General features: G+C 35.9%; 30 protein-coding genes and 1 pseudogene. 3 read left to right on the forward strand and 28 right to left on the reverse strand.

The annotated features are described in order from the left end of the window. Positions 1-87: 87 nt before the first annotated feature. The 3 genes from AC25Y5_RS09020 to AC25Y5_RS09030 form a co-directional block, all read right to left on the reverse strand. Positions 88-564, reverse strand: a complete 477-nt coding sequence (locus tag AC25Y5_RS09020; RefSeq protein WP_488139979.1) for a YjdJ family protein — start codon at positions 562-564, stop codon at positions 88-90. A gap of 131 nt (positions 565-695) precedes the next feature. Then, complete coding sequence (locus tag AC25Y5_RS09025) at positions 696-1,310, reverse strand: MEDS domain-containing protein (protein WP_488139980.1); 615 nt, start codon at positions 1,308-1,310, stop codon at positions 696-698. Positions 1,311-1,786: 476 nt separating this feature from the next. Beyond that, a complete protein-coding gene (locus AC25Y5_RS09030) occupies positions 1,787-2,227 on the reverse strand; it encodes a cell wall hydrolase (protein WP_488139981.1) in 441 nt (146 codons plus the stop codon). A gap of 326 nt (positions 2,228-2,553) precedes the next feature. On the opposite strand from AC25Y5_RS09030, the gene AC25Y5_RS09035 reads away from it, so the two are divergent. Next, on the forward strand, positions 2,554-3,447 hold the full coding sequence (locus tag AC25Y5_RS09035; protein ID WP_488139982.1) for a sulfurtransferase: 894 nt from the start codon (positions 2,554-2,556) through the stop codon (positions 3,445-3,447). A 143-nt stretch (positions 3,448-3,590) separates the two neighbouring features. Here AC25Y5_RS09035 and AC25Y5_RS09040 read toward each other — a convergent pair whose 3' ends face one another. From AC25Y5_RS09040 to AC25Y5_RS09055, 4 genes are all read right to left on the reverse strand, one after another. Then, positions 3,591-4,079 carry a PAZ domain-containing protein gene (locus tag AC25Y5_RS09040; protein ID WP_488139983.1) on the reverse strand — a complete coding sequence of 163 codons (489 nt, stop codon included), beginning with the start codon at positions 4,077-4,079 and terminating at the stop codon, positions 3,591-3,593. 300 nt (positions 4,080-4,379) lie between these two features. Then, a complete protein-coding gene (locus AC25Y5_RS09045; RefSeq protein WP_488139984.1) occupies positions 4,380-4,874 on the reverse strand; it encodes a GNAT family N-acetyltransferase in 495 nt (164 codons plus the stop codon). A 125-nt stretch (positions 4,875-4,999) separates the two neighbouring features. Then, on the reverse strand, positions 5,000-5,647 hold the full coding sequence (locus tag AC25Y5_RS09050; protein ID WP_488139985.1) for a hypothetical protein: 648 nt from the start codon (positions 5,645-5,647) through the stop codon (positions 5,000-5,002). 197 nt (positions 5,648-5,844) lie between these two features. Next, positions 5,845-6,021, reverse strand: a complete 177-nt coding sequence (locus AC25Y5_RS09055) for a hypothetical protein (protein WP_488139986.1) — start codon at positions 6,019-6,021, stop codon at positions 5,845-5,847. A 248-nt stretch (positions 6,022-6,269) separates the two neighbouring features. Here AC25Y5_RS09055 and AC25Y5_RS09060 point away from each other — a divergent pair, with 248 nt between their 5' ends. Next, a complete protein-coding gene (locus AC25Y5_RS09060; RefSeq protein WP_488139987.1) occupies positions 6,270-6,854 on the forward strand; it encodes a lipoprotein BA_5634 family protein in 585 nt (194 codons plus the stop codon). A 153-nt stretch (positions 6,855-7,007) separates the two neighbouring features. Here AC25Y5_RS09060 and AC25Y5_RS09065 read toward each other — a convergent pair whose 3' ends face one another. From AC25Y5_RS09065 to AC25Y5_RS09095, 7 genes are all read right to left on the reverse strand, one after another. Beyond that, the gene (locus AC25Y5_RS09065; RefSeq protein ID WP_488139988.1) at positions 7,008-7,715 is read right to left on the reverse strand and encodes a DNA alkylation repair protein; all 708 of its coding nucleotides are present in this window, start codon (positions 7,713-7,715) and stop codon (positions 7,008-7,010) included. An 81-nt stretch (positions 7,716-7,796) separates the two neighbouring features. Continuing rightward, positions 7,797-8,828: a multifunctional transcriptional regulator/nicotinamide-nucleotide adenylyltransferase/ribosylnicotinamide kinase NadR gene (gene nadR / locus AC25Y5_RS09070; protein ID WP_488139989.1), complete on the reverse strand. Its 1,032-nt coding sequence runs from the start codon at positions 8,826-8,828 to the stop codon at positions 7,797-7,799. Beyond that, a complete protein-coding gene (gene pnuC, locus AC25Y5_RS09075) occupies positions 8,821-9,516 on the reverse strand; it encodes a nicotinamide riboside transporter PnuC (RefSeq protein ID WP_488139990.1) in 696 nt (231 codons plus the stop codon). The genes nadR and pnuC overlap by 8 nt, the downstream gene beginning before the upstream one ends. A 246-nt stretch (positions 9,517-9,762) precedes the next feature. Continuing rightward, positions 9,763-10,134 (reverse strand): iron chaperone, encoded by a 372-nt coding sequence (locus tag AC25Y5_RS09080; protein WP_488139991.1) that lies wholly within the window; start codon positions 10,132-10,134, stop codon positions 9,763-9,765. Positions 10,135-10,243: 109 nt separating this feature from the next. Further along, the gene (gene codA / locus AC25Y5_RS09085) at positions 10,244-11,500 is read right to left on the reverse strand and encodes a cytosine deaminase (RefSeq protein WP_488139992.1); all 1,257 of its coding nucleotides are present in this window, start codon (positions 11,498-11,500) and stop codon (positions 10,244-10,246) included. A gap of 292 nt (positions 11,501-11,792) precedes the next feature. Beyond that, on the reverse strand, positions 11,793-12,209 hold the full coding sequence (locus AC25Y5_RS09090; protein ID WP_488139993.1) for a VOC family protein: 417 nt from the start codon (positions 12,207-12,209) through the stop codon (positions 11,793-11,795). A gap of 83 nt (positions 12,210-12,292) precedes the next feature. Continuing rightward, positions 12,293-13,483, reverse strand: a complete 1,191-nt coding sequence (locus AC25Y5_RS09095; protein ID WP_488139994.1) for a DUF4317 domain-containing protein — start codon at positions 13,481-13,483, stop codon at positions 12,293-12,295. Between the two features lie 350 nt (positions 13,484-13,833). On the opposite strand from AC25Y5_RS09095, the gene AC25Y5_RS09100 reads away from it, so the two are divergent. Next, complete coding sequence (locus AC25Y5_RS09100) at positions 13,834-14,364, forward strand: thioredoxin domain-containing protein (RefSeq protein ID WP_488139995.1); 531 nt, start codon at positions 13,834-13,836, stop codon at positions 14,362-14,364. 95 nt (positions 14,365-14,459) lie between these two features. On the opposite strand, the gene AC25Y5_RS09105 is transcribed toward AC25Y5_RS09100, so the two are convergent. From AC25Y5_RS09105 to AC25Y5_RS09170, 14 genes and pseudogenes are all read right to left on the reverse strand, one after another. Next, positions 14,460-15,077, reverse strand: coding sequence for an NUDIX hydrolase (locus AC25Y5_RS09105; RefSeq protein ID WP_488139996.1), 618 nt, complete (start codon positions 15,075-15,077; stop codon positions 14,460-14,462). A 480-nt stretch (positions 15,078-15,557) separates the two neighbouring features. Further along, on the reverse strand, positions 15,558-16,076 hold the full coding sequence (locus AC25Y5_RS09110; protein WP_488139997.1) for a hypothetical protein: 519 nt from the start codon (positions 16,074-16,076) through the stop codon (positions 15,558-15,560). Between the two features lie 279 nt (positions 16,077-16,355). Beyond that, positions 16,356-16,805 (reverse strand): SMI1/KNR4 family protein, encoded by a 450-nt coding sequence (locus AC25Y5_RS09115; RefSeq protein ID WP_488139998.1) that lies wholly within the window; start codon positions 16,803-16,805, stop codon positions 16,356-16,358. A gap of 15 nt (positions 16,806-16,820) precedes the next feature. Next, on the reverse strand, positions 16,821-17,072 hold the full coding sequence (locus AC25Y5_RS09120; protein ID WP_488139999.1) for an HNH/ENDO VII family nuclease: 252 nt from the start codon (positions 17,070-17,072) through the stop codon (positions 16,821-16,823). A gap of 999 nt (positions 17,073-18,071) precedes the next feature. Then, positions 18,072-18,380, reverse strand: coding sequence for a hypothetical protein (locus tag AC25Y5_RS09125; protein ID WP_488140000.1), 309 nt, complete (start codon positions 18,378-18,380; stop codon positions 18,072-18,074). A gap of 43 nt (positions 18,381-18,423) precedes the next feature. Next, positions 18,424-18,660 (reverse strand): hypothetical protein, encoded by a 237-nt coding sequence (locus tag AC25Y5_RS09130; RefSeq protein WP_488140001.1) that lies wholly within the window; start codon positions 18,658-18,660, stop codon positions 18,424-18,426. A 66-nt stretch (positions 18,661-18,726) separates the two neighbouring features. Then, positions 18,727-18,816 carry a hypothetical protein gene (locus tag AC25Y5_RS09135; protein WP_488140023.1) on the reverse strand — a complete coding sequence of 30 codons (90 nt, stop codon included), beginning with the start codon at positions 18,814-18,816 and terminating at the stop codon, positions 18,727-18,729. 20 nt (positions 18,817-18,836) lie between these two features. Further along, positions 18,837-19,166, reverse strand: a pseudogene (locus AC25Y5_RS09140) (DUF4274 domain-containing protein); the annotation flags it as partial. A 36-nt stretch (positions 19,167-19,202) separates the two neighbouring features. After that, a complete protein-coding gene (locus tag AC25Y5_RS09145; RefSeq protein ID WP_488140002.1) occupies positions 19,203-19,577 on the reverse strand; it encodes an immunity 22 family protein in 375 nt (124 codons plus the stop codon). Positions 19,578-19,693: 116 nt separating this feature from the next. Next, positions 19,694-20,215 (reverse strand): hypothetical protein, encoded by a 522-nt coding sequence (locus tag AC25Y5_RS09150; protein ID WP_488140003.1) that lies wholly within the window; start codon positions 20,213-20,215, stop codon positions 19,694-19,696. A 179-nt stretch (positions 20,216-20,394) separates the two neighbouring features. After that, positions 20,395-20,697: a hypothetical protein gene (locus AC25Y5_RS09155; protein WP_488140004.1), complete on the reverse strand. Its 303-nt coding sequence runs from the start codon at positions 20,695-20,697 to the stop codon at positions 20,395-20,397. Positions 20,698-20,718: 21 nt separating this feature from the next. Next, the gene (locus AC25Y5_RS09160; RefSeq protein WP_488140005.1) at positions 20,719-21,699 is read right to left on the reverse strand and encodes an EndoU domain-containing protein; all 981 of its coding nucleotides are present in this window, start codon (positions 21,697-21,699) and stop codon (positions 20,719-20,721) included. A gap of 262 nt (positions 21,700-21,961) precedes the next feature. Next, positions 21,962-22,345, reverse strand: a complete 384-nt coding sequence (locus AC25Y5_RS09165; RefSeq protein ID WP_488140006.1) for an immunity 22 family protein — start codon at positions 22,343-22,345, stop codon at positions 21,962-21,964. 3 nt (positions 22,346-22,348) lie between these two features. After that, positions 22,349-22,570 carry a hypothetical protein gene (locus tag AC25Y5_RS09170; RefSeq protein ID WP_488140007.1) on the reverse strand — a complete coding sequence of 74 codons (222 nt, stop codon included), beginning with the start codon at positions 22,568-22,570 and terminating at the stop codon, positions 22,349-22,351. Between the last annotated feature and the right edge of the window lie 12 nt (positions 22,571-22,582).

A 22,582-nucleotide genomic window follows, 5' to 3' on the forward strand; every position in this document is an offset into this window, starting at 1 on the left:
GTCCGAGGAAATATTTAACTCAATTATTTAATAAGAATCGGTTGCCCTGTAAAGGCAGCCGATTCTTAAATTAATGCTCTTGTTAGTTCAAGATGAAGTAAGTTTAGTCTTATTATTAAGGAATATAAGCAATACTATAGCTACTGCTAATATTCCTATTAGTAGAAAACCAACGAAAAAAATTTTCAACCCAGCAGTTGGAGATTTCGATACGAAACCACTTAATACCAAAAACAAAGCGCCAATACCAGATAAGAAGTACGAAAATATCCTACCCTTACGTTTGAGTAGATTATATCCTATAAGGATTATGAGGTACGTTGCACTTAGTAACATAAGTAAAGGAAAAGTAGGTGCAAATTTTGCAGCATATACAAAATGGTCAATCGGTAAAATATCAGTTAGGTTTTCTACTTGTCCATTTACCATTTGAGAAAAGATTGCAGTATGTTCCCATTCCCACGGTTTCTCCAATATCGTACTGCCTTCATACCAGGTAGCCCCAGTAGAAAGCATTAATAGTATTGAAGCCAAACCAAATTGGATAATAATTTTAATAGACACTTTCGACACCTCAAATATATTTTAAAATTTAATATTTTTACAATTGAAGAAGCAGGCCGTCACCAATGCACTTTAAAAATCCTATTCTACTGTAAAATAAAACACGCTTAGGAAAATTTCCAAAGCGTGTTTTATTTCACATTATCCTGTGACTGATATTGGTCCGAGACAATGAAATCGTCTTCTAGTAGAAGGTAAGGGTGTGTTTCCATCAAAATTGTCTTGAGGTAGTCTGGCATTTTATCTCTCTCGTATGCACAAATTAATGGAAACGCCAACTGATTTACAGCTTTGTCTACTATTTTCTCTAAATCTTCTATAAGATGTAGTGGCTCTTCCATAGTGGCCCACTCGACATGTGCCCATGCGCGGAAAGAAATTTCACTTTCCAAATAGGGCTGAATGGTATTACTAAAGTACTCAGCGATTGAAGGAGGATGATAACTGCCACTTGACCAATAGAATTCCAGGCTATTTACATAGTGTATGAACTCCATTTGATCTTTCGTTAAACGAGTGCTCAGTTCTTTTTGAATAATAGGGTATATACGAGAATTCTCAATAAGAATCACGTAATCTCCTGCTGCAATGCCATCTTGTACATAATTCAAAACCTGTATAATATAATTTTCAATTCCATTATACATATACAGAACATGAAGATGAACATCTTTTGGGTCCTCAAACAGCTGATTCATTTTGCTTTTTATTTCTGTTTTTGCAATATCATTTGAAATTTCAATCACATTTATCCCTCCTTTATTTATATTTAAAATATACTTTGATAATTCTATTTTAAACTAAATCCCACTATTTGCAAGACAACATATGCATTATTAATTCAATAATCTATCAATTCACATCATTATCAGTGGAAGCACCTAACACGATTCTGATATATCCCCGACTAATTCTTTCTTATTCCTCTTTACACTTTTAGAGAAAACTTTTGTTCAAAGAGTTAAGGACGCCTAATCTTAACCAATATTTTTCACAATGATGGCTTAGCTACATTGACTTTCGGGTAGATAATCAGCATGTTTCTACAGATTTTAGTTTTGATTTCCCCACTCTTGTAAAAAGACAATAAAAATAACACGCTCATTCAATAACTGAATGGAACGTGTTTCGTTAACTAGTTACCAGTACCAACGACTAAAAATATTGTATTTCTAGCACCAAAAGGTTAAACTTCGGGAATTAGCAATCGCTCCCAGACAACCTAACCGATATAAACACTTTCACATGTTCCAGCTTGTGGTTCATAAAAACAATGTTGTTTAAACTGACCAGTAAAAGGTTGATCATACCATGTTGGAGGACATGCACCAGACGGATTAAAATACCAAAGGGCATATTGCGCTGGATGGTCTCTCCAGTAAAGCAAAGTCTGTTTTGCTAATCTCTTTTCATTAGGTCTCGCTCGTTCATAAAACAAATTTCCTTTTTGAACAGCTTCAAAAGAATAGTTTCCTCCTTGTATTTGAAAAATGACGTCTTCAATTGATCTTAAATCTACAAAGTCTGGACATTCTGCCACAAGACGATTAACGATTACATTTCCAACATATAACATTCCTTGATTACCTTCAGCCTCGGCTTCTGCTCTCATCATCCTTGCCATTAAGTCAATGTCTGAATCGCGGTATTTTACTCTCGCCATTTTTTCACCCCAAGGTATAGTATGAAAAAAAGTATACAATGATGTCATTATTACAACTTTATTCAACTGACGCTTTAACATAAGAAGCGTTTGCTCTTATTGAGCAATTGCACCTGTTACTTTAAGTACAATACTTCACAAATGTCACGGGATAAATCCGTGAAACTATTTTACTAATCTCTATTTAAGCTAACTAATATCTAAAATTATTAATTCAAACCCGTATAGTTGAAAGGAGTCAAGATGAATGTTAATATCATTACAAACGATAAAACATACTATTCCTATCTGTTTTCAAAATTAGATAGACAAAGGAGAAGATAATAATGAGCAATGTACCTTTAATTGTAACTACAGATTGGTTAGCCGAAAGATTGGATGATCCGAATTTAAGATTACTCGATGCCACTACATTCTTAAAAAACCCTGAAAAAGATGGTTATTATGATGTGTGGTCTGGAAAAGAAGCTTATGAAAAGGGACATATACCAGGAGCTGTTTTTGCCGATCTTTACAATGACTTATCAGATCCGGACTCTGAATTTTCTTTTACCCTACCTCCTCGTGATACATTTGTCGAAAAGGTTAGTGAGCTTGGCGTAGGAGAAGGCACATATGTAGTTGTTTATGATCAAGGTGCAATCATCAATATTCCTGATGTTATCGCATCAGATTGGGCATCACGTCTTGCTTGGCAATTATCATACGAAGGTTTTGACAATGTAGCAGTGCTTGATGGAGGTTTTCCAAAATGGATTGAGGAAGGCCGACCTGTAACTACCGAGCCCGGTTCTTATCCGAAAGGAAGCTTTACAGGTGAAAGAAAATCTGAATTATTTGTAACAAAAGAAGAAGTTCTAGAAGCAATAAATGATGAGAACGTTATTATTCTTGATAGTTTATCGGAAGCGAATTTTAGCGGTGAAGTGAACACCTACGGAAGACCTGGTCACATTCCTGGAAGTGTTAATGTATTCTTTGGTTCACTATCCGACCCGAAAACTAAAGAACTATATGATGATGAAAAACTACGTGAAATATTTGAGAAAGTTGGAGCTCTGGACCCCAACAAAAAAGTCATCACATATTGTGGCAGTGCAATTGCCGCTACATGGACTGGATTAATACTAAATAAACTCGGACAAAAGAATGTAGCTGTTTATGATGGTTCACTGACTGAATGGGCAAAGGATCCATCATTACCACTAGAAACTAGATAAAAACAGGTTATGTAACTGTTAAGTTTTCAAATTTAATATACTGACTTAAAGAAGCATTTGCTATAAAAGCAAATGCTTCTTTTTAGTCATCTAATCGATTGTTGAACACAGATTAAACATCCTTCCTCAACTTGGATGCATCGTTAATTGATGAATACAGTTTCATTAAATGAAATCCCAAGATATCTATACCTCAAATGAACCTTATTTATAGCTTCATGATGAATAACACTAATCCCATAAATCTCATCCTTTTTAGAAGCTGTGCCAGCATCTAATTTTTTAAAGTTAGAAGATGGAGATGTGCCCACTTTAATAGATACATCCTCTAAACTTTTGAATCCATACTCTTTTGATTCCTCATTATTATAATCATCCGATATGATGAAACCTTGTAAAGCGTTAGTAACCTGTACTTTTGTTTTTAATGGTGCTTCACTGTTGTTCACTGAAGTGTCTAATACTTTAATTTCACGAAAACCTTTATTACCAATTCCAACAACGACTGATTTACGATCTCCAGACGAAGCAATAGTACCAATTTCTAAAGGCGGATTAAATTTCACAATGGAGTAGAAAATGCCTATAGCTACTCCTAAAATTAGAACAGAAATCCAAAGTTTCTTCTTCACTTTCCCCCTCCTTACAATCGTTTTTCTTCAAATAAACCTGCCCGTTAGTAAAAGTGGGTTTCTACTTATTAGAAACGCTACCATTAGTTAAAAAAAATGTAATGATTCATTTGTCTAATTGTGTTTCTCTCTTCCACTTAGAATACGTATAGACTAATTGACAGAGCAAAGCAACCATTAATGCAGAGGTTGATATTATTTTAAATGGAACGGGTAATTCCGAATAAGTGAACAGTATTATTATTACCACGACACTGAATGGTACAAGCCATAAAGTCCTCATGAACTTTTTTCTATAATTCAGCTTCCAGTAAATAATTCCGCTATTACGTCCTTTTTATAAAATATAAGAGTTGCGTTATCGTTTAGTTTATTGCTAACTCCTGTTTTGCTATAACCCATTTTTTCGTATAAATAACAATTTTGTTCTTCCTCTAGTATTGTAGCTAATTCCCAAGTAGTTGCTTGGGGGAACATATCTTCAATTAAATTTAAAACCTTTTGAGCTATCCCTTTTCCTTGATGAGTAGGCAAAATAAACATCGGACTTATCCAAAATTGAACGTCTTCTCTCCAAAAAACACAGATAGCTCCCACAAGGGTATCGTCTGCAAATATCTTATAGAAACCACCATTATATTGATTTATTCTCGATATTACTCTTTCGATAGTTTCATTCGCTGGGTTCGTTTCGTAATCCTCATATTTATGTAACAAAGGCATAAAGGTTTTTACCTGAATATCAAAAATAGCTTGTGCATCGTTTTCAGTTGCCTTTTCCAATATAAGTTCCATTATTTAACCTCCTTTATATTTGAATTCTGTATTATTCAACAAGAATTTGCCTCCTTGTTAGTGAAAAGGCGTCTCCACTTATTGTAGAAACGCACCCCTGAGTTGAGTAATCCCACTCATCTATGTTATTGAAATTCTTTACTCCACTCATCATCCTCCAATATCACACCATTTCCAGCGACATAACCGACGATAACAGTACCCCGTTGCAGTTTGTCTTCGCTTTCCAGAAAAGATACGAACTCATTAAAGAGTTTTTCATCCTCATTACTCTTTTTTCGGGGCATATTAATACGAATCGTAGGTGCAACGTTAAAATCTTTATAACTCCCCGGATTAGCAGAATCAATACCCAATTCTTCTCCTATTTTGTCATCATAATAGACGTGAAAATCAGTAGTTTCTCCGAATTTCTCTTTAATATAAGGACCTATTTCATGTTCTAAATCATCTGCCCATTTATCAGCGGCGTAAGTGTCCACCATTTTTTCCTTAGCTTCGCTATAGTAAACAAAAAATGTTACATTATTTCTCTTATCCCGTACCTTCGCACCGTATTCAAAATTAAAGTTTCCCATATTATCATACAAAATGTCATATATCTCGAAGTTATTATTAAATTTATCTTCTAAATATTTCTCTGCTTGAATTTTCACCTTTTCTTCTTTATCTTTATCTGGCTTCATACTCTGAAGAAAAGAAAATACAAGTATAGCTATTCCTAATAGAATCACTCCGAAAACAATAAGAGTCACTTTTAAAAATTTGTTCACAAATTCACCTCTATCCCTTTTTAGTCTTTCCACAAAAACGCAAAATCCTTATTGATTTGCCCAGTTAGCACAAAAAGAAATTCATGAATGTGTTCCAGTAATGCATCCATTAGCGAATCTTCCGATAATTTACCCGAGTAAACTATCTGCTAGTGAAAAGTAGCTATCAGTGATCAATTTAATATCTATTCTACATGCTAATTTAAATTGAATAACTCTGAAATGATTTCAGCACTTCCTGGAGAAAACATAAATAATGAGAACGAAATACATAATAGTCCTACTAAAACCAGGCTGTATTTTTCATTCCCAAGTAGCCCCTTAACTACTAGCAATAATCCTACAAGTATTAGTAAGAAATACCAAAAGCCCATAATCTCACCCCCTGCTTAACTTAATACAATGACGCTACCGTTTACTGTAAAGTTCTTCCTCCCTGCTTTAATACAGTCAAAACGAATTTCCCCAAATTAACTTATTAGTGGACGTTTTTTTCAGCAACATGCAAGGTTGCAATATTGTAATGTGAACGTCATCTAAAGCGATGGCTAGAAACTTGCGCGCCTCCTATAATAAAATCAATAGCACAGATGGTTATAAAATAGAAAAGGGGATAAACAAAATGAAAAAAACAATACTGGTTATTTTTACAACACTTATGGCAGTAACAGCATTAACAGGATGCAATATGTTTGCAAAAGCAAATGGAGTAATCCTGTATGGGGAAGAAGAGGATATTCTAAATGCTGTGGAGAAAGAGAAGGATAAGTTAGTAGAAGAAGAACTGTACAAAATTAAAATATTAACAAATGATGATAAGAAAATCATGATCCTGACAGAAGAAACCGCTCAATCACTTGTAGAGAAAAAATTAATATCAGAAATAACAAATCAAGAAAAAGCTAAAACGAAAGCAATTTCATCTCTTTCGAAAGTAGCTAAAGGCGAGGCATTGCTTTTCACTAAGGAAAAATCACACGAATTAGAAATAGAGGATGTAAACATAAACATTAAGTATGAAGGTAATTTGGTCATTGGCGAAGGAAGAGTATATGCGGATATATTTTTAATAGTAAATAATGAAGATTGGGATTCTCTAAAAGGAACAGAAAAAACATTGGCTATATTAAAATATGACAAAGATCCAAGTGCCGTCGGATTAAGTTATGACGTGGAAAAAGCACAGCTAGTCCGAATACAAGACTGAAAAAAGATGGTCCTCCATTATTAACATGCACCCTATAGAATAGACGTGAGCATCAAATAACGGTCACCTGTCATACTGGCGGCCGTTATTTCACCCTTACGTTGGATCAACGCTCTGGATAGTTGAATATCGTTTCTCTATACGAGGCTACTTTCAACATCTTACATACTTGCGTTTAAAACCAAGCCTTTCTTTATCGACTGCTTTTTGAATAACTTCAGAAGCATTTAGAAAACTGTTTTTTTTGTTGTCCCGTTTGACCTCAACTATCCCTATTGCTTTCGCGGTCTCGACTGCCTTTTCATGGAGCGGCAAATAAGAAACCCCCACAGTGTATACAAAGTTATTCATAGCGGATTTCGTCCGTTCTGGCGCATCGTGAATCGTATTTTTCACTATATCAAGCATATCCGAAATCTTGGTTGCAGAAAACTCAACATCTTTTCTACTCCCTAAAAGCCAACAGTAGCAACTATAGCCTGCTGACATTCTCAACTCTTCACCGCTTGCAATCCATTTATCAGCAACTTCTTGTGCAATATCTGACTCTGCCAAAGTTACAGCCACAACATAATCGGACAGCATATAAAAATACGCACCATCCATCCAACGATTATAATCCGACTCAGTCATGGATTTTGGGTCTGCAATAATGCCAGCAAAGTACATTGCATCATAGTTCCTTGTCGCATAAAGCTCTTCAGCTAAAGGTTGATTCATTTTTATTTTCTTTACGATTGGTTTCATAGCACCTGTACCCGCACCAAAAAGCGGCTCTTGTGCACCATTCGATATGTACATTTTTTTCATTCGCTCCTTGCCAAGAGCTTCAAGCTCCTGCATAACCATTTCTAAATTCATCGTTTTTCACTTCCTTCTTTTTGGATTTATCCCCTACTCGTTCGCCAACAATTACATCACCATTATCTCATATACTAACGTTTATTCGATTAACTCATTAATATATCTCATGGATTTCTCTAATCTCTCTAAATAACTTCCACTAACAGATATATACTCAATGCCACGCTCATTTAACAGCTTCTTCAGCAATTCATTATTCTTCTTTCTAACTTCGCGTTCGCCAAATGTTCTTGTTCTATCATTTATCCAATCAACATCTGGTTCTAAAAATAGCCATAAATCATAATCCTGTCTAGCGGCTATTGAGTCCACTACACCGTCGAAATGATCCGCATATAGATGGGAGTAGTATTGAGTCACATTTGCTTCTGTATCGATGAACAGCACCCTGTTGGCTGTCTCTGCTTGCTTCTTTTCATTAAGCTTATGTTGCATTGCAATTTCTGCATAATCTGTTGGAAGCGACACATCAACAACACTATCTCCAAGTTGCTCATAAAACGCCCTACCGTACTCTTCTACATAATTGGTGTTGTATAACTTAGCTAAATTGTGAACGAGGGATGACTTTCCTGATGACTCTGTGCCAACGACAACTACTTTCTTAACAAAGTGAGGTTTGATGATATCCGGAATCATATTCCAATGTTTCATGACACCTTCTGTACGTAGCTTAGTTGCCGAGATGTTGTACGTTAAACGTTCTGCATCGATGACAATGTGCTCGGCCTTAGGATACAGCTCTGTAAAGTAGACATCATATTTGGGCTCAGAGCTGAATACGTGGGTGATTTCCTTTGTGATTGCGAACTTTATTTTCGTCGCTCCATCTTCCCAGTCAGCATACTGTCCAGTTTCTTTCTGCTCAATGGCGTGAACGTGTACATGTGGCATGTCTTTTGTGATTTGCCGCCACCATCTGAGTCTGATTGTGTATGGGATATGTTCAAATACAGCATTCGTAAATAGTGTGTTTCGTTCATATTCGGTATCATATGTGACAATAACATGTAGCTCGTCTACCCTCGTTGACGCTGTAATCACGGCATAGACGTGTCCTTGATGTGGAATAAGAAATTTCCCACCTATGAAACCTACTGACTTAGACATAAGTTGTCACCCGCTTCTGGCCTTTGTAAATCTTACTCCAATTGATATAGGAAACTACTGAATTGAACAAAAATGCCGACCACATTAGTACCATGGCCCAATCATTTCCACCTTGCTGTATCAATACTATAACCCAAAGTGTGATCGTAAGTACGTTAACAGTAATCCACAGAATCCACTGTTCGACATATCGCTTAATCATCAAAAATTGTGCAACGATTGAAAGCACTACAGCCACAGAGTCTAGTCTGACTTGTTGTCCACCCATGTAATCTAGCAAATAAGCGTATCCAATTGAAGCGATAATTGAAATCCCAGTTAATTGAAGAATTTGCTTGTTATTTAACCTCTTAACTACAACATCTTCTCCACGAATACTATCTTTTGTTTTTGCTCTGCTCCATAAGTAGATACCTATGAATTGAATTGGGAAGTAGAATAATCCATTTAACATCGCTTCCCCAAACAGTCCGTACGTCCATGCAATATAAGCATAAGTAGCCGCTTGAATGATACCTGCATAATAAGTTGATATCTTCCCTTTTCCAGCAAGCACAACGCACAACACTCCGAATGTAGAAGATACCAATCCCAACATCGTGTCATCAAATGCAAAAAACAGATAAACGTTAATTACCATAAAGAAGCTTAGCCATGTCTTTTCAAATGTTGTCCATCCTTTTAACATTTTAACCCTCATTTCTAAACTATTGGTATCGTAGGAGATTACAACATCAAACTCGAATAATTTCATAGGATTAAGGCCGAACCTTGTATATGCCATAGACAAAAGGCTAACAAAACATCAATTTCTGAGAAGTATTTAATTTCATTGCTCAATAAGAAAAGGCTACCATGAAGGCAGCCAATTCTTCACTAACAAACCTTTTAGTGAAAGTAGAAATAGTAGTAATTTAAATAGGTTATCTATTTTTTATTTACGCCAAAAAGTTGAACAGTCTGCCTTATCCACTATATTAAAGTCGATCATTTTTTCAAGTAATGAAAAATCAATCGGACCATCCCACGGGATACGTACCAACTGCTGGGTGTGACCATAGCCGGCCTGCACAATTTCATCAGCGAGATGAATAATCCCTGCATTTTCAGGGGCAACAGCCAAATGTTTTTTAGCTGTGCTAAAACCAATAATATATGTGTCGTGATCGGTAAACATAGGCTGATTCCACGCGATTTTCGGCATTAAACTCGGATATTTCTCAGTTACCCATTTCAAAACTTCTTCCGTTCGGGCTTGATGTTGCGGGTCATCAATGCCCGCTAAGTATTCTGCAAAAACTTCCATATGGCGCCCTCCTAAAATAATAATCATGTAGTTCGGTGAAGGCGTCCCCTATCACCAAGCGTTCTAGGCAGGATTCTTTATTTCAACAAATATAGTTACAATTCAATATTTAAAAAATAGATATGTTCATTGTTGTCTCGGCGGGTTTCGTTTCGACAATCATTTCCCCATTCCGCATCGAATAGAGCACTGGCGCTTGCGTACGAATCGCTTCATATTCGGAATCAGCGTCAATCACAATTAGATTCGCCTTGTTTCCTTCTTTCACGCCATACTCGTCCTTCATGCCGAGCGCTTTTGCTCCATTTATTGTGATTAAATCTAGAGCTTTTACGATATAATTATGATCGGTCATGTGGCAGGCGTGCAAACCAACATCGACGACATTCATCAAATTGCCATCGCCGAGCGGATACCAAGGGTCCATAATAGAATCGAGTCCAAAGCTGACATTGATCCCTTCATCTACCATTTCTTTTACCCTTGTCAGGCCACGACGGATTGGATGACTGTCAAATCTGCCTTGTAAATGTAAATTGGCTTTCGGCAGCGCAACAAAATGAATGCCTGCTTTTTTCAGCGTTTGGAATAGCTTGTACGTATATGCATTACTGTACGAAGCCATCGCGGTCGTGTGGCTCGCTGTCACCCGGTCACCCATGCCTAATTTCAGTGACTCACCTGCGAGTACCTCCAGATACCTTGATTGGTCATCATCGATTTCATCACAATGGATATCAACCAATTTGTCATATTTGTTTGCAAGTTCAAGCGCTTTTAGCACTGAACGGACGCCATCTTCACGAGTCAATTCATAGTGGGGAATCCCACCAACGACATCGGCCCCCATTTCAAGTGCTTTAACCAGCAGTTCTTCCCCATCTGGCTTTGTATAAAGGCCTTCTTGTGGAAACGCTACAAGTTGCAAGTCCATCCACGGCTTGATTTCCTCTTTCACTTCCAGTAATGCTTCCAATCCTTTTAAAGTCGGATCACTAACATCAACATGTGTTCGCACATGCTGAATGCCATGTTTTAGCTGCATTTTTATCGCCTTCAAGGCACGTTCTTTAATATCCTTTTTCGTTTCATTGGCGATTTGCTTTCTCTCAGACCAAATTTCAATCCCTTCGAATACAGATCCCGATTGATTCCACCTTGGGGTTCCGGCAGTAAGCACGTAGTCCAAGTGAATATGCGGCTCCACGTAAGGGGGTAGCACTATTTTTCCATTTAGATTGATGGTATTGAGATCACTAGACTCACCTGTACCGGTAGCTGGTTTAATGGTTTGTATGATACCATCTCGCACTTCTATATCGCATCTACCTTTTTGGCCATAGAGCTTTGCATTTTTTAATATCATTTATCAATCTCTCCTTCATGTTAGTACCTATCTCATTATAGCAACGGGCATTGTTGAAGACAAGATTTCCAGCGGCCCCCATAACAGAAGTACTCATAATTCCCTAAGTACGCCCCCTCTTTTAATGTGGGCACTGTTAATGCTCTGTTTCATTCGTTTAGGTACCTTTCCCAAAACATCAATATAAATACACCAAAATTATAACCTGGCTTGATGCAATGAGATACTTCGTCCAAAAAAAGCACATCAATTTTATTCAAATTGATGTGCTTTCGTTTTAATTTAATTCGAATTAAGTTTTCTCTGAATAACTACATAGTTCAATTAAAGTGCCATCCGTTGAGGCGGGATTAATATAAATGAGCCTTCTTCCACGTGCGTTCGTACGCAGTGTGTCCTCTAGAAAACGAACGCCACTTTCACTTGCCTCGCGTATTGCTATGTCCAAATCGTCAACTCGATAAGCAATATGATGCACGCCTTTTCCCCGTTGCTTGATAAACCGAGCCATTGGAGAGTTCTTGTTGGTTGGTGCCAGTAATTCAATTATTTTATCTTCCGTTCTGACTACAGCAACGTGCACTTCAACACCAGGTGCATCGCTTGTATAACGGTCTTCCACTAATCCTTTTAATACATTAATGTAAAAGGGAAGAGCATCATCAATGCTTCGAACAGCAATTCCAACGTGATCTAAAACGTATCCCAATTTTGCTCCCCCTCTCAGCTATGTCCTCACTATCAGCTACACTTATGCGAATCTAATGCATAGGATCGCCTTAGATTTCTTGTTTAATCCAACAGCTCTTCTTGAATCAGCTTAAATCCTTCAATCATCGTGTCTTCTTCCACTTCTATCAAAAGGCAGCGTTTTCCATTGTAATTGACCTGTCTGACATATCTTAAGTCTTGCGGGCTGATTGCGATATCCGCTACTTTCGTGCTGATTTTGATGGACTTGGATGTGTAACTTGGAACGACATGGCTTGCTTTCATTTCATACGTTTCGTCATCAATCACCTTTTGAAAAGCCATTTCCACCCTTTCCGTATTCACGTTCTTCACGCCGCATGCCTTCAACACACGTTCCATCTCTTTCGTATCCAAGGTAGGGATGCTTTCGTCTTCCTCTTCCTCGTCTCCCTCATCCATCATGCGATTGATTTCTTCATATACGTTGGCGAGGGTCCGCGCATTCACCTCATCACCAATCACTTCTTTTACAATTTCTTCAAAGACGGCTTTGTCATCCTCTGCAGTCATGATATCTTCACCGTCCAGCACATTCTCGATGAAATTAATGTCTGGCTTATTCGATTTGCCTGCAGCGTAAAGGATGCGATTGACATCTGCCGCGCCATCCGTAAAGCTAGGAAACCAAAATCCACCAATTGGAGACGCAAGATTAATGATGGGATCGGCTATCGTACTCGACTTAAACTCCCTCTCGATAAAATCAAACACAAGTGAACGTTTCGGCAGTTCGGTCTGATTCATGCTACAAAGGATGAAAGGGTTCGTAAACACCTCATCCCGATTGTCTATTTCGGATTCATCTGAATTCCGTTTCGTTGGTTTATAATAATTTCCGCGAATGAATGTAACGACCAAGTCCTTTTCATATTGGACGTCCTGAACCATCTTCTGCGTGATACTATGCATACTCGCTTTCCATTCTTCAACGTCGTCTGTACGAAGACCATCATATAAAAGCTGCTGCGTATGATCCGTTTGCTCTTCTGCTGGACGCGTAAAACTGACTTCAAACAGTTTCACATCCAATTTTCCACCTAACACCTTTTTAAAGTTGGTGAGGAATAATTCTTGTTCCTCCCGATCTAACAAGGGGAACGGCTGGCTCTCCTCATGAAAGATGTCACTACTCTCCTGCTTAATATAAATTTTATAAATATCAGTAATTTTCAGTAAATCAGTGTCCAACTTAAATTGTTTACGAATCGCTGCAATATCTTTCTTATTCATCTCAAATTCCAACTCCCTAGCTAGTAAAATCATACTCTTTAAAAAGAAAAGCATCTAAAACCAAAACTACAGTTTAGCTTTTCACACGCCCTTATTATAGCAATATTTACGATAAAGACAGGAAGGCAGTCTATTTTGAAAGACTCAAAGGTCTTCCTTGTAGAAATGGAACTAAACGGGTAAAGCAAATCAAGTAAGTCATCGTGATAACAAGTCCACTTACGGTATACTTTTAGTTTTTCATATCAATCGGATTCATCAACTTAACTAACTACTCAACACCACAATATTTACAATCCCTATAGATATAGTATATATTTATAGCAGAAAGTTTGAAAGGGAGATTGAATATGACAACGATTAAAAATGATCATTTGAAATTCGGCAGTGCAGATGCACCTTTGAAACTAGAGGCTTTTATTAATTTGGCGTGCCCAGGCACTAAAAGAATTTATCATTTAGCAAAAGAAGTATTGCCAACATATATCGAAAATGGTCAAATTGAAGTGATCGTGAAATTATACGATAAACCTCGAGAAGAGCTTCTCCACGGCGCATTGATTCACTGGACATTCGACAACGCGAATCCAACAGAAACATTAGATGTCATTGGTAAATTACTTGAAACACAAACAGAATGGCACGAACTATCAAATAAGGAATTAAAACGATTGCTTGTCGATAAATACAATTTGCAAGAAGAGGAACGTCTTGAAAACGTTGATGTAAGCTTGAATATTACGGCTGAAGCGATTGAACGTGAAGTGAAAATTGTACCCACTTTATTCTTCAATGGTGAAAGGTTATTAGGTTTTACGTATGAACTAGAACCGTCTGATTTAAAACAAGCTGTAGAAACGGCATTAGCCAAAATTTCATAAGACCATTAATGAGGAATAACTCATTCAATCGTTTGACTAAGACAAGATCTCAAATCAGAGGTCTTGTCTTTCTTTGTGATTTCCAATGAATATGCTCATTTTATAATTTCTATAAAGTGTTTTAATATCCTAGCTGTTAAACCCCAAATTGTATACTTTTCATAATCGAAAAACCATTCTTCCACTGAACGAGCTCTCCATTGATACTGAGTACCATTCATTATTTTTTCAAACGGGAAGTTTGGCAAAGGCACTGGATCCACAGATATTAAATGCATATAAGGCTCATAGTTCAATAGCCATGTAATAGGGATTGTAAATACTTCTTCAACTTCATCTTTGTTATACGAATGAATAATTTGGTTGTAATCAATGATTGCTACAAAGGGGTAGATAACAAATGAAGACGAGGCTATGAATGGGCTTAATGTCCCTACAATCGTAACCGTTTCTGGATCGACACCTAATTCTTCATGCGTTTCTCGTAAAGCGGCTGCCATTGGGGATGAGTCTGTGGAGTCGATTCGACCGCCGGGAAAACTAATATCACCTGGCTGTTTTCTCATGGTGAACGAACGTACTTCGAAAAGAATATGCCATTCTTCTTCCACTTTAACGAGCGGTAGTAAAATCGCTGAACGAAAAGCTGTTTGCTCCCCTATAAACAAGGGCTGACCTTCATTTAACTGGTTCTTCAATTTGTCTAGAAACATGAAATCCCCCTCACCTCAATGTTTTATATTTAATATATCGTATCACTAAAAGATGTATGTTTAAAGAACCCTATTGAATTCGCTGCGGCGCCTTTTTTAGGGGTCTTCCGCCATAAGCAAGGAACCATAAAGTTTCGGCTTGAATAAGGTCAGAATCCCCGCTATAAGCGCTTTGATACTCTGTGGATGCCCCCCAGCGAAAGCGCCTACATAGTAATCATCCCCTCAACATATAGCGAACTTTTTTCCGTTATGACTAGAAGAACTTTCTGTTAAGGTGTCGCCTCTGTCCAAATCGGTTTCCCCAAATGTAATCGATGAATTTCCACACTGCCTTTGTACTAAACCATACCCATACTTTCTATAGATCTAGGAAAATACCTTCAATAATTCTTTATTTATTGCCTATACTTATCGCCACAAACACAAATTACCATTATACAAAAAAACTTGAAAGGCATTTAGCCAATCAAGGTTCAATTATTTTTTATATTTCAATGCTTCTTCTAATATATTCTTTTCATGTTCTAACATACCACTGACTATAACGCCACAAACCATTTTATTTATGTCTAAAGCAAATCCCACATTATCATTTTGTATAATTGACACAGTATCATTTTCCGAAAATGAAATTAATACCTTATCAATCCCTATATATACATTCAATTTATTATTTTCATCTATATACGTCTCATCGTCATATTCTTCAACTTGGAAATTAGGTATACCTTTAATCAAAGTTATATTTGTCATATCCAAGTTCGGATTCTCTACCTTGTATACGTTTTCACTCAAAGTTAGTGTAATAGAACGAATATTTCCTGTATATTTCCCTAGTCCTATTTCAATTAAAGATTTCTTGAAATCCCCAGTTCGCCAATATATCGTTGGTTCCGTTAAGATATTCCAAGTACCGAATTCTATATTAATCGGTGTATTAACATCATATTCAATATTCACAAACTTAATTTCTTTATATTCCGTTACTTTCAACATAATCATGTCTCCTTCTAAGGTCTATATACAGCGTGCTTTGTAGTTAGCTATATAATGTAATTCATTACTAATTCCATTTTTAAGCCAACTAGCCTAATTAAATTCGTAATTTTTTGTCTTGTTACCAGTAATAATGCTTTGTATGTTTAAAATGTCATCTCGATTAATTATCGTACATTTTTCATAAACAAAATATCATTATACAAATCCTTGTAGTAAAACCATCAAAAGTTTTTGAGTTTCTTTGTTTCAGTTATAATTTCTTTATATTTATCTATCTTAAATATCTTCTTCCCATGCTCCTTGTGCATCCAACAACCTTTGTGATAAAAACCCATAAAAGTTCTTTGCTGTGTAGTAGTCATCAAGTCCCCCAGGTCTATTCCAAGCTATTACTGGGCACTCATTATTCTCCATTTTGCTTGTATATAGGCAATAAACATATTCTCCAGCATTTTCGATAACTACTAAATCCTTTTCCAATCCTAAATCTCTATATCTCCTTGTGTTAACAACAACAGGAGCTCTACTTGACTTAGCCACTCCTGAAATATCAACTCCAAATAATCCACCAGAACCATAGGTAGTTAAAAACCACTTAAAACTTTCTGGTAATTCCACCCCTAGCTCATTTTGGACAAGATTGATTTGACTTTCATCTACTCCACCAGTAAAGTCATCTGATTCCTTATGTTCATTTATAAAATTTGTTAATTCCTCTTTATCCATACATGGTTCCTCCCTTTACAAGTCGCTTTCCTCGATTTCCTTAGCTCTCCATCTCCAATATTTACCCCTAAAGTTATCGTATTGCTTTTTTAATACAGGGTCATTTCTAAAGCTCCCACCATTCTCCACCAAACCATGCAAAATTTCATGATATTCATTATGTATACTTGCAGGAATTTCCACCATTGCCCCTGGCTCTCTTTGGATTAAATGATGAAGCTCTATAACTGTTCCATCTTTCCAAATTGGTGCTCTTCCTTTTTTCATTAACCTTGGTCGTTCCAGTATATTCTACATCCTTATAGTTTTTATATTCTTTACCCGTACCCTTACCAGTAACATTTTCAACTTTCTTAGGACTTATCCACTTCACAACTGGAGATTTCCTAACAAGTTTAATACCCGCGTTTCCCGCTTTTATCAACTTCCCAAAAGGGGTAAACGAGGCCACTGCCAGTCCCTTGGCCGCGAAGGAACCATCGGGATTCTTGATTGTATTTAATCCTATAGACTTTTTATATTTTTCATAAAAATTGAATTGTAAACAAAATAATAAAAGTTATAGTGTACGCCTAACCCGGCTTTATCAATGAGGCATATAAAGTTGAGACTGAACGTTTTAATACTCTACTCTTTCTTAATCATCACCTAAAATTCTATCATCTAGCTTTTCTCTGTCTTCAGCAATTTGTTCATACGAACTAATAAGGTTACTAATATAATCAATTTGAACCTCTCTATCATCTTGAAACAAATGTATTGGAGCCCCTTTACTTATTAAAGCTTCCATTGTTTTCTTAAAAACTTTTAATTCATCTGTATCAAAATAACCACATTCTAGTACTACTTTATTATCTTCTATTTTTTTTTAAATATCTTGAATACTTGCTCCATTATTCTGTCTGATAATAGATACATACTTTAATTTATTGGAATCATTATCAATTTTTAATTTCATCTTCACCATAAATTTTTACCTCCCTATACGTCTTTAATTGGTATTATAGGCTCACCCGGATTACTATTCCTCCAATTCCCACCATGCGATCCTTTTAAATGTTCATTAAAAGTTGCAGCGGTTGCTAATAAAAAATTAGCCCTTAATAATATTGTTTGATTTAATGTTGACATAACAAACATCATATAGGGCTTACTAGGTTATCTCTATCCAGATAATAATATTAGCTTTATTAGGCACTTTATAGCCCCCAAAAAAGAGAAACCTTGAAAGGCATATTAGCCAATCAAGGTTTTTCTTTAATTTCATTAAATTTCCACCTTGTTCTCAATTAAATACTTATATCCTAATTTTTCTTTAATTAAGGTTATAGCGTTTTCTACCTTCTTAAAAAATACGATCTTTTCATTTTCATTTGAAAATCCTTTGAACTCAAAGTTGATAGCATTGTCTTCAAATAGACTATCGTATATATTCTGTATCTCTAAAAGCATATTATCAATTTCGTATTCATCCTCAAGTTCTCCAACTAAATCATTATCAACTAATTCACCTTGTTCATTATATATCCACATTGGATAGCATTGATATTCCAGAAATATCTTAATAATGTTCATGGTTCTCGCCCTTTTTATTATGATAATGATTTTGGATTTGCCCCTAATGCTGAAGTTCTTTTGGTCTGTAATCCTCTGAAATACGAACGACTCCTTGGTTCATCATGATGTATTCGCCCGTATGAGGATCGATTGCGTAGTCATTCACAGGATTACTTACATGTTGTTCTTTTTCCATTGCGGCATAGAGTGCTTTCATTCTCTCGTCTTCAGACGTATTCGCCCCTACTAGATTGCCAAGTTCATCACCGGATCCTTTTCCGGCATTTACGCCGTCCACCCCAGCCGTCTGTGAACAATCCTTCGATATCAGAAATCCATGTTTCCATCGTCTTCAGATCATTCTCTATCGGGTGTGGACATTTACATTATAGCTTTTGAATTTCATGAAAAACTGTAAGAACGGCAGGTGGCACTCCGCATAAAATGCACGGATCGCATCCCCCCCCTTGTCCTTTCTGTCTTAAAATTTAGGTTTATTAGTTTATTATAAACATTTAATATAAAACCCTTCCACTCTTCTAATGCTGAATTTGAAACTTCCTCTGGGTTTTCTAACATTCGAAATCCATCTGCGTTATGAAACATTAGTAATCCTGTTCCTAAATCACAATACTCATTTTCAATGAGAGCTTTTGGAACAACAAACCCACTATTCCAGTTATAATTTGCTGCAAAAAAATGGAGTATTAGTGGATTGTCTACATTACCTAATTGACTGATTATATAATTTTTATCCGTATAATAAAGCAGTTCTTCCAGAAAAGCAACTTCTATGTTATCCATCGATTAAGTCTATTCTCCATACTTATAAGTGTTTTCTTACGCATAATTTGTAGTAGTAATAAAGTCAAAAGCATTAGTTGAAGTAATTTCATTTTTATACTCAAAGTTATATATAAGAATTACTGCATTGTATGATTTTTTCAAGTCTATACTTTTCTTAAATTGTGGGATGATAATTTCTTCATACGAACACCCAGCTAATAATGTGGAAATATCACTACTACTATTCTTATAGACCTCTTTTTCTATAGTATTCTCATCTGTTTCATCCATATCAATATTAAAATCGATAAAAAATTTGGAAGGTACAGACTCGCCATCCTCATCATACGTTAAATCTACATACTCTCCTATAGAGTCCTCTTCTTTAATATTACCTAACCAAAAAGAAACCCATCCTTGTTTTTCCATTATAGTATCCTCCTACTTAATCTAAGACCTTCTGGTAAAGACCAAACCACAACCTTAACTTAACATTATACAAAAAACCTTGAAAGGCATATTAGCCAATAAAGGTAGAATTATGTTTAGAATTTTAAAATGACATCTAAGGTTTTAAATGAAGATGGATCGTTTGCTTTGGAGGCATATAGGTGGGGACTCTCCAAATTTAACAAATTAAAGATTTCACCATTTTCGAATTCTATATTTTTTTTCAATTCTTCTATTACCCCCTTATAATCAACTTTGTCAAATATTTCATTGGGTAACGTAACTATTATATGAGAATATTTCAACCTATTAGTTCTACATATATATACGTTATAATCAAAAGCAGCTATTTCATAATCTTCTGGAAGACTATATATAGACACAGATGAAATTTCCTCACCTCTTTCCACCGATTCATAAAATTTCCTTTCCATTCTTTTTAGAGAAGAAATCTTGCTACTTTTAATTGACACCCCAGAAACGGCCATATAATTCGGTGCATAATTAATTGAATTGATAAACTCTACAATGTATTTATAAAAATTTAACCAGTTTTCAGAATCAAAGGAATCAATCTCACCATATAATACAATTGATGTTGTTAATCTCTCTTCCATCACTGACCCTCATCTCTTATTACTTTTTTGGTGGTAAAATGAATATGTTTCCAGCTCTATCTTTCAACTAACTTTTTATTCCTGGATGACTTAAATACAATCACGAATCGAGATGCCTCCTTCGCAAGCATTGTTTTTCCACACAAACTTTTGGATTCAAAAACTTTGTTACCCGAAATTTAATCCATGTACTCCTCAGCAATTTGTATACCTCTCTTTAAATTTAAGTCTGGGTATCTTTGATCTAGGCAGTATAGTAATTCAATATACTTTTTACTTTGCAAATTATATGCCACTTCTTCAAAAATCTCACTTAAAAATGAAAGTTCTGTTTTTGTACAAATCTGTAAGAAATTAAAAGTCAAGTTTTCATCTTCACTAAGTAAGACAATTAGCTCTTCCCACTTTTGCTCAATTCTTGGGTCATTATCATCTAGTAATGCTCGTGCACCTAAGACTGCTCTTACTTTTTCCTCAAACATTGTTAATACCTCCCTTTAAAACTACGGTTGTAACATATTATCTGGAAAAATAGTTCCTATCTCTCCATTTGTTTTGATTACACCTACCCTAACACCATTGTAATCACCGAATACTGGTACACCATCAGCCATATTCTTGTGTTCAGGTATATTCTTGTGTTCAGGTATATTCGTTACATATTCTCCAGCTTTCCTTATATCTTCCTTAGACCAATTTCCAGGAAACCATGCTTGACCAGTACCTATTCGCTTTCCTTTAGACTTACGGTCTGGTACATTGCCAACTTTCACCCCGTTAGGATAACTTTTTTCAATATTGTACTCGATGCCATCCTGTTTAAGAAACTCTATATTATCTTGACCATGACCACCACCACTCATTTTAGAAATTTTTCCTGTTTTAGGATTTCTAGTAAAGTCATCTACATTTGCATGGTTCAGGGATTTTTCACTCACTTGTATTTTTAGTGTTACATTTTTACCCGTACCCTTACCAGTAACATTTTCAACTTTCTTAGGACTTATCCACTTCACAACTGGATTTTTCCTAACAAGTTTGATGCCCGCATTACCCGCTTTTATCACCTTCCCAAAAGGGGTAAACGAGGCCAGTGCCAGTCCCTTGGCCGCGAAGGAACCATCGGGATTCTTGATTGTATTTAAGTCATCCAGGATTAAGAAGTTTGCCACGCCCAACCCGGCTTTATCAATGAGGCTCAGTTCTTTTGGTCCGTAATCCTTTGAAACTCGGACGACTCCTTGATTCATCATGATATATTTGCCCGTATGCGGATCGATTGCGTAGTCATTCACTGGATTACCTACATGTTGTTCTTTTTCCATTGCGGCATAGAGTGCTTGCATTCTCTCGTCATCAGGCGTATTCGCCCCTACTAGGTTTCCAATATTTTCCACAGATTCTTGCCCAGCATAAAAAAGGTACCTTGTACTAACACAATTTGGAATTGTGTCAGAATCAGGAACCTTAAATTCAAATAGCATAAATTTGTAATTTTTGTAGTAACAGTATGACACCTTTTATATGTGTGACAACTACTATGTTAAAACTTACGAGTTCGTTAATTTAATATACATTCCACGTGTTTATATTCATCACCCAGTAAAATGTCATCTCGCCTAAGCTCGTACTTCGTTTTCTTCTATAATTGCACACGATACTCTATGATGGTACAACCATCATAGAGTATGTACTTTTTTAACAGCCTATTCTCTTTCTTACCACTGCAAACATACTTTATTCGTATTAATCTACATATTCTGCCGTACCAATAAAGTCCAAATTATAGGTATTATTATCTACTAAGTTAACAATTTTACCCTCTTTATTATAATCATAATTATAAATTAAAATGATAGTATTGTATTTAGACTTTAACTTAATGTTATTGTACTGTTGTATTAATTGATTATCATACGAAAAATCTACTAATAGCTTTTCTATGTCATCTTCAGCGTCAGGAATCCAATCTTTTTCAACTAAGTCCCTATCATAATAACCTAATTTAAAATCTTTCTCAAAACTAGAGGGAATACTATCTCCATCTTCATTATATTTTATTTTAGTGTACGTTTCGAGTTCATCAAAATCACTAAAGCATCCTAACCATAAAGAAACATCATTTTTCATTTTTTACCTCCTCAAACCTTCTGGTAAATCCATAATGCCGTTTTTCATTCTATTTCCAGCCCACTCATTAAGCCCTTTAACAAAACTTTCATAGTCAGAAGCAGAATCAATAATCTTTAGCATTTCATTATGTGCTTTTGTCGAACCTCTGCTTCTATGACGACCAGGTGGATTTACAAATTCAACATCTTTGGTCAAAGACCTCATTTCTTTAATGTCATCCATACTAATTTTCCA

This window comes from Sporosarcina sp. Y1011 (assembly GCF_057669885.1).

Coding starts and splice junctions, on each gene's coding strand:
- AC25Y5_RS09030 (WP_488139981.1), bottom strand. CDS start 2,227: ATGGCGAGAGTAAAATACCGCGATTCAGACATTGACTTAATGGCAAGG.
- AC25Y5_RS09035 (WP_488139982.1), top strand. CDS start 2,554: ATGAGCAATGTACCTTTAATTGTAACTACAGATTGGTTAGCCGAAAGA.
- AC25Y5_RS09045 (WP_488139984.1), bottom strand. CDS start 4,874: ATGGAACTTATATTGGAAAAGGCAACTGAAAACGATGCACAAGCTATT.
- AC25Y5_RS09055 (WP_488139986.1), bottom strand. CDS start 6,021: ATGGGCTTTTGGTATTTCTTACTAATACTTGTAGGATTATTGCTAGTA.
- AC25Y5_RS09060 (WP_488139987.1), top strand. CDS start 6,270: ATGAAAAAAACAATACTGGTTATTTTTACAACACTTATGGCAGTAACA.
- AC25Y5_RS09065 (WP_488139988.1), bottom strand. CDS start 7,715: ATGAATTTAGAAATGGTTATGCAGGAGCTTGAAGCTCTTGGCAAGGAG.
- nadR (WP_488139989.1), bottom strand. CDS start 8,828: ATGTCTAAGTCAGTAGGTTTCATAGGTGGGAAATTTCTTATTCCACAT.
- pnuC (WP_488139990.1), bottom strand. CDS start 9,516: ATGTTAAAAGGATGGACAACATTTGAAAAGACATGGCTAAGCTTCTTT.
- AC25Y5_RS09080 (WP_488139991.1), bottom strand. CDS start 10,134: ATGGAAGTTTTTGCAGAATACTTAGCGGGCATTGATGACCCGCAACAT.
- codA (WP_488139992.1), bottom strand. CDS start 11,500: ATGATATTAAAAAATGCAAAGCTCTATGGCCAAAAAGGTAGATGCGAT.
- AC25Y5_RS09095 (WP_488139994.1), bottom strand. CDS start 13,483: ATGAATAAGAAAGATATTGCAGCGATTCGTAAACAATTTAAGTTGGAC.
- AC25Y5_RS09100 (WP_488139995.1), top strand. CDS start 13,834: ATGACAACGATTAAAAATGATCATTTGAAATTCGGCAGTGCAGATGCA.
- AC25Y5_RS09105 (WP_488139996.1), bottom strand. CDS start 15,077: ATGTTTCTAGACAAATTGAAGAACCAGTTAAATGAAGGTCAGCCCTTG.
- AC25Y5_RS09110 (WP_488139997.1), bottom strand. CDS start 16,076: ATGTTGAAAGTAACGGAATATAAAGAAATTAAGTTTGTGAATATTGAA.
- AC25Y5_RS09115 (WP_488139998.1), bottom strand. CDS start 16,805: ATGGATAAAGAGGAATTAACAAATTTTATAAATGAACATAAGGAATCA.
- AC25Y5_RS09120 (WP_488139999.1), bottom strand. CDS start 17,072: ATGAAAAAAGGAAGAGCACCAATTTGGAAAGATGGAACAGTTATAGAG.
- AC25Y5_RS09125 (WP_488140000.1), bottom strand. CDS start 18,380: ATGAACATTATTAAGATATTTCTGGAATATCAATGCTATCCAATGTGG.
- AC25Y5_RS09145 (WP_488140002.1), bottom strand. CDS start 19,577: ATGGAAAAACAAGGATGGGTTTCTTTTTGGTTAGGTAATATTAAAGAA.
- AC25Y5_RS09150 (WP_488140003.1), bottom strand. CDS start 20,215: ATGGAAGAGAGATTAACAACATCAATTGTATTATATGGTGAGATTGAT.
- AC25Y5_RS09155 (WP_488140004.1), bottom strand. CDS start 20,697: ATGTTTGAGGAAAAAGTAAGAGCAGTCTTAGGTGCACGAGCATTACTA.
- AC25Y5_RS09160 (WP_488140005.1), bottom strand. CDS start 21,699: ATGCTATTTGAATTTAAGGTTCCTGATTCTGACACAATTCCAAATTGT.
- AC25Y5_RS09165 (WP_488140006.1), bottom strand. CDS start 22,345: ATGAAAAATGATGTTTCTTTATGGTTAGGATGCTTTAGTGATTTTGAT.
- AC25Y5_RS09170 (WP_488140007.1), bottom strand. CDS start 22,570: ATGGATGACATTAAAGAAATGAGGTCTTTGACCAAAGATGTTGAATTT.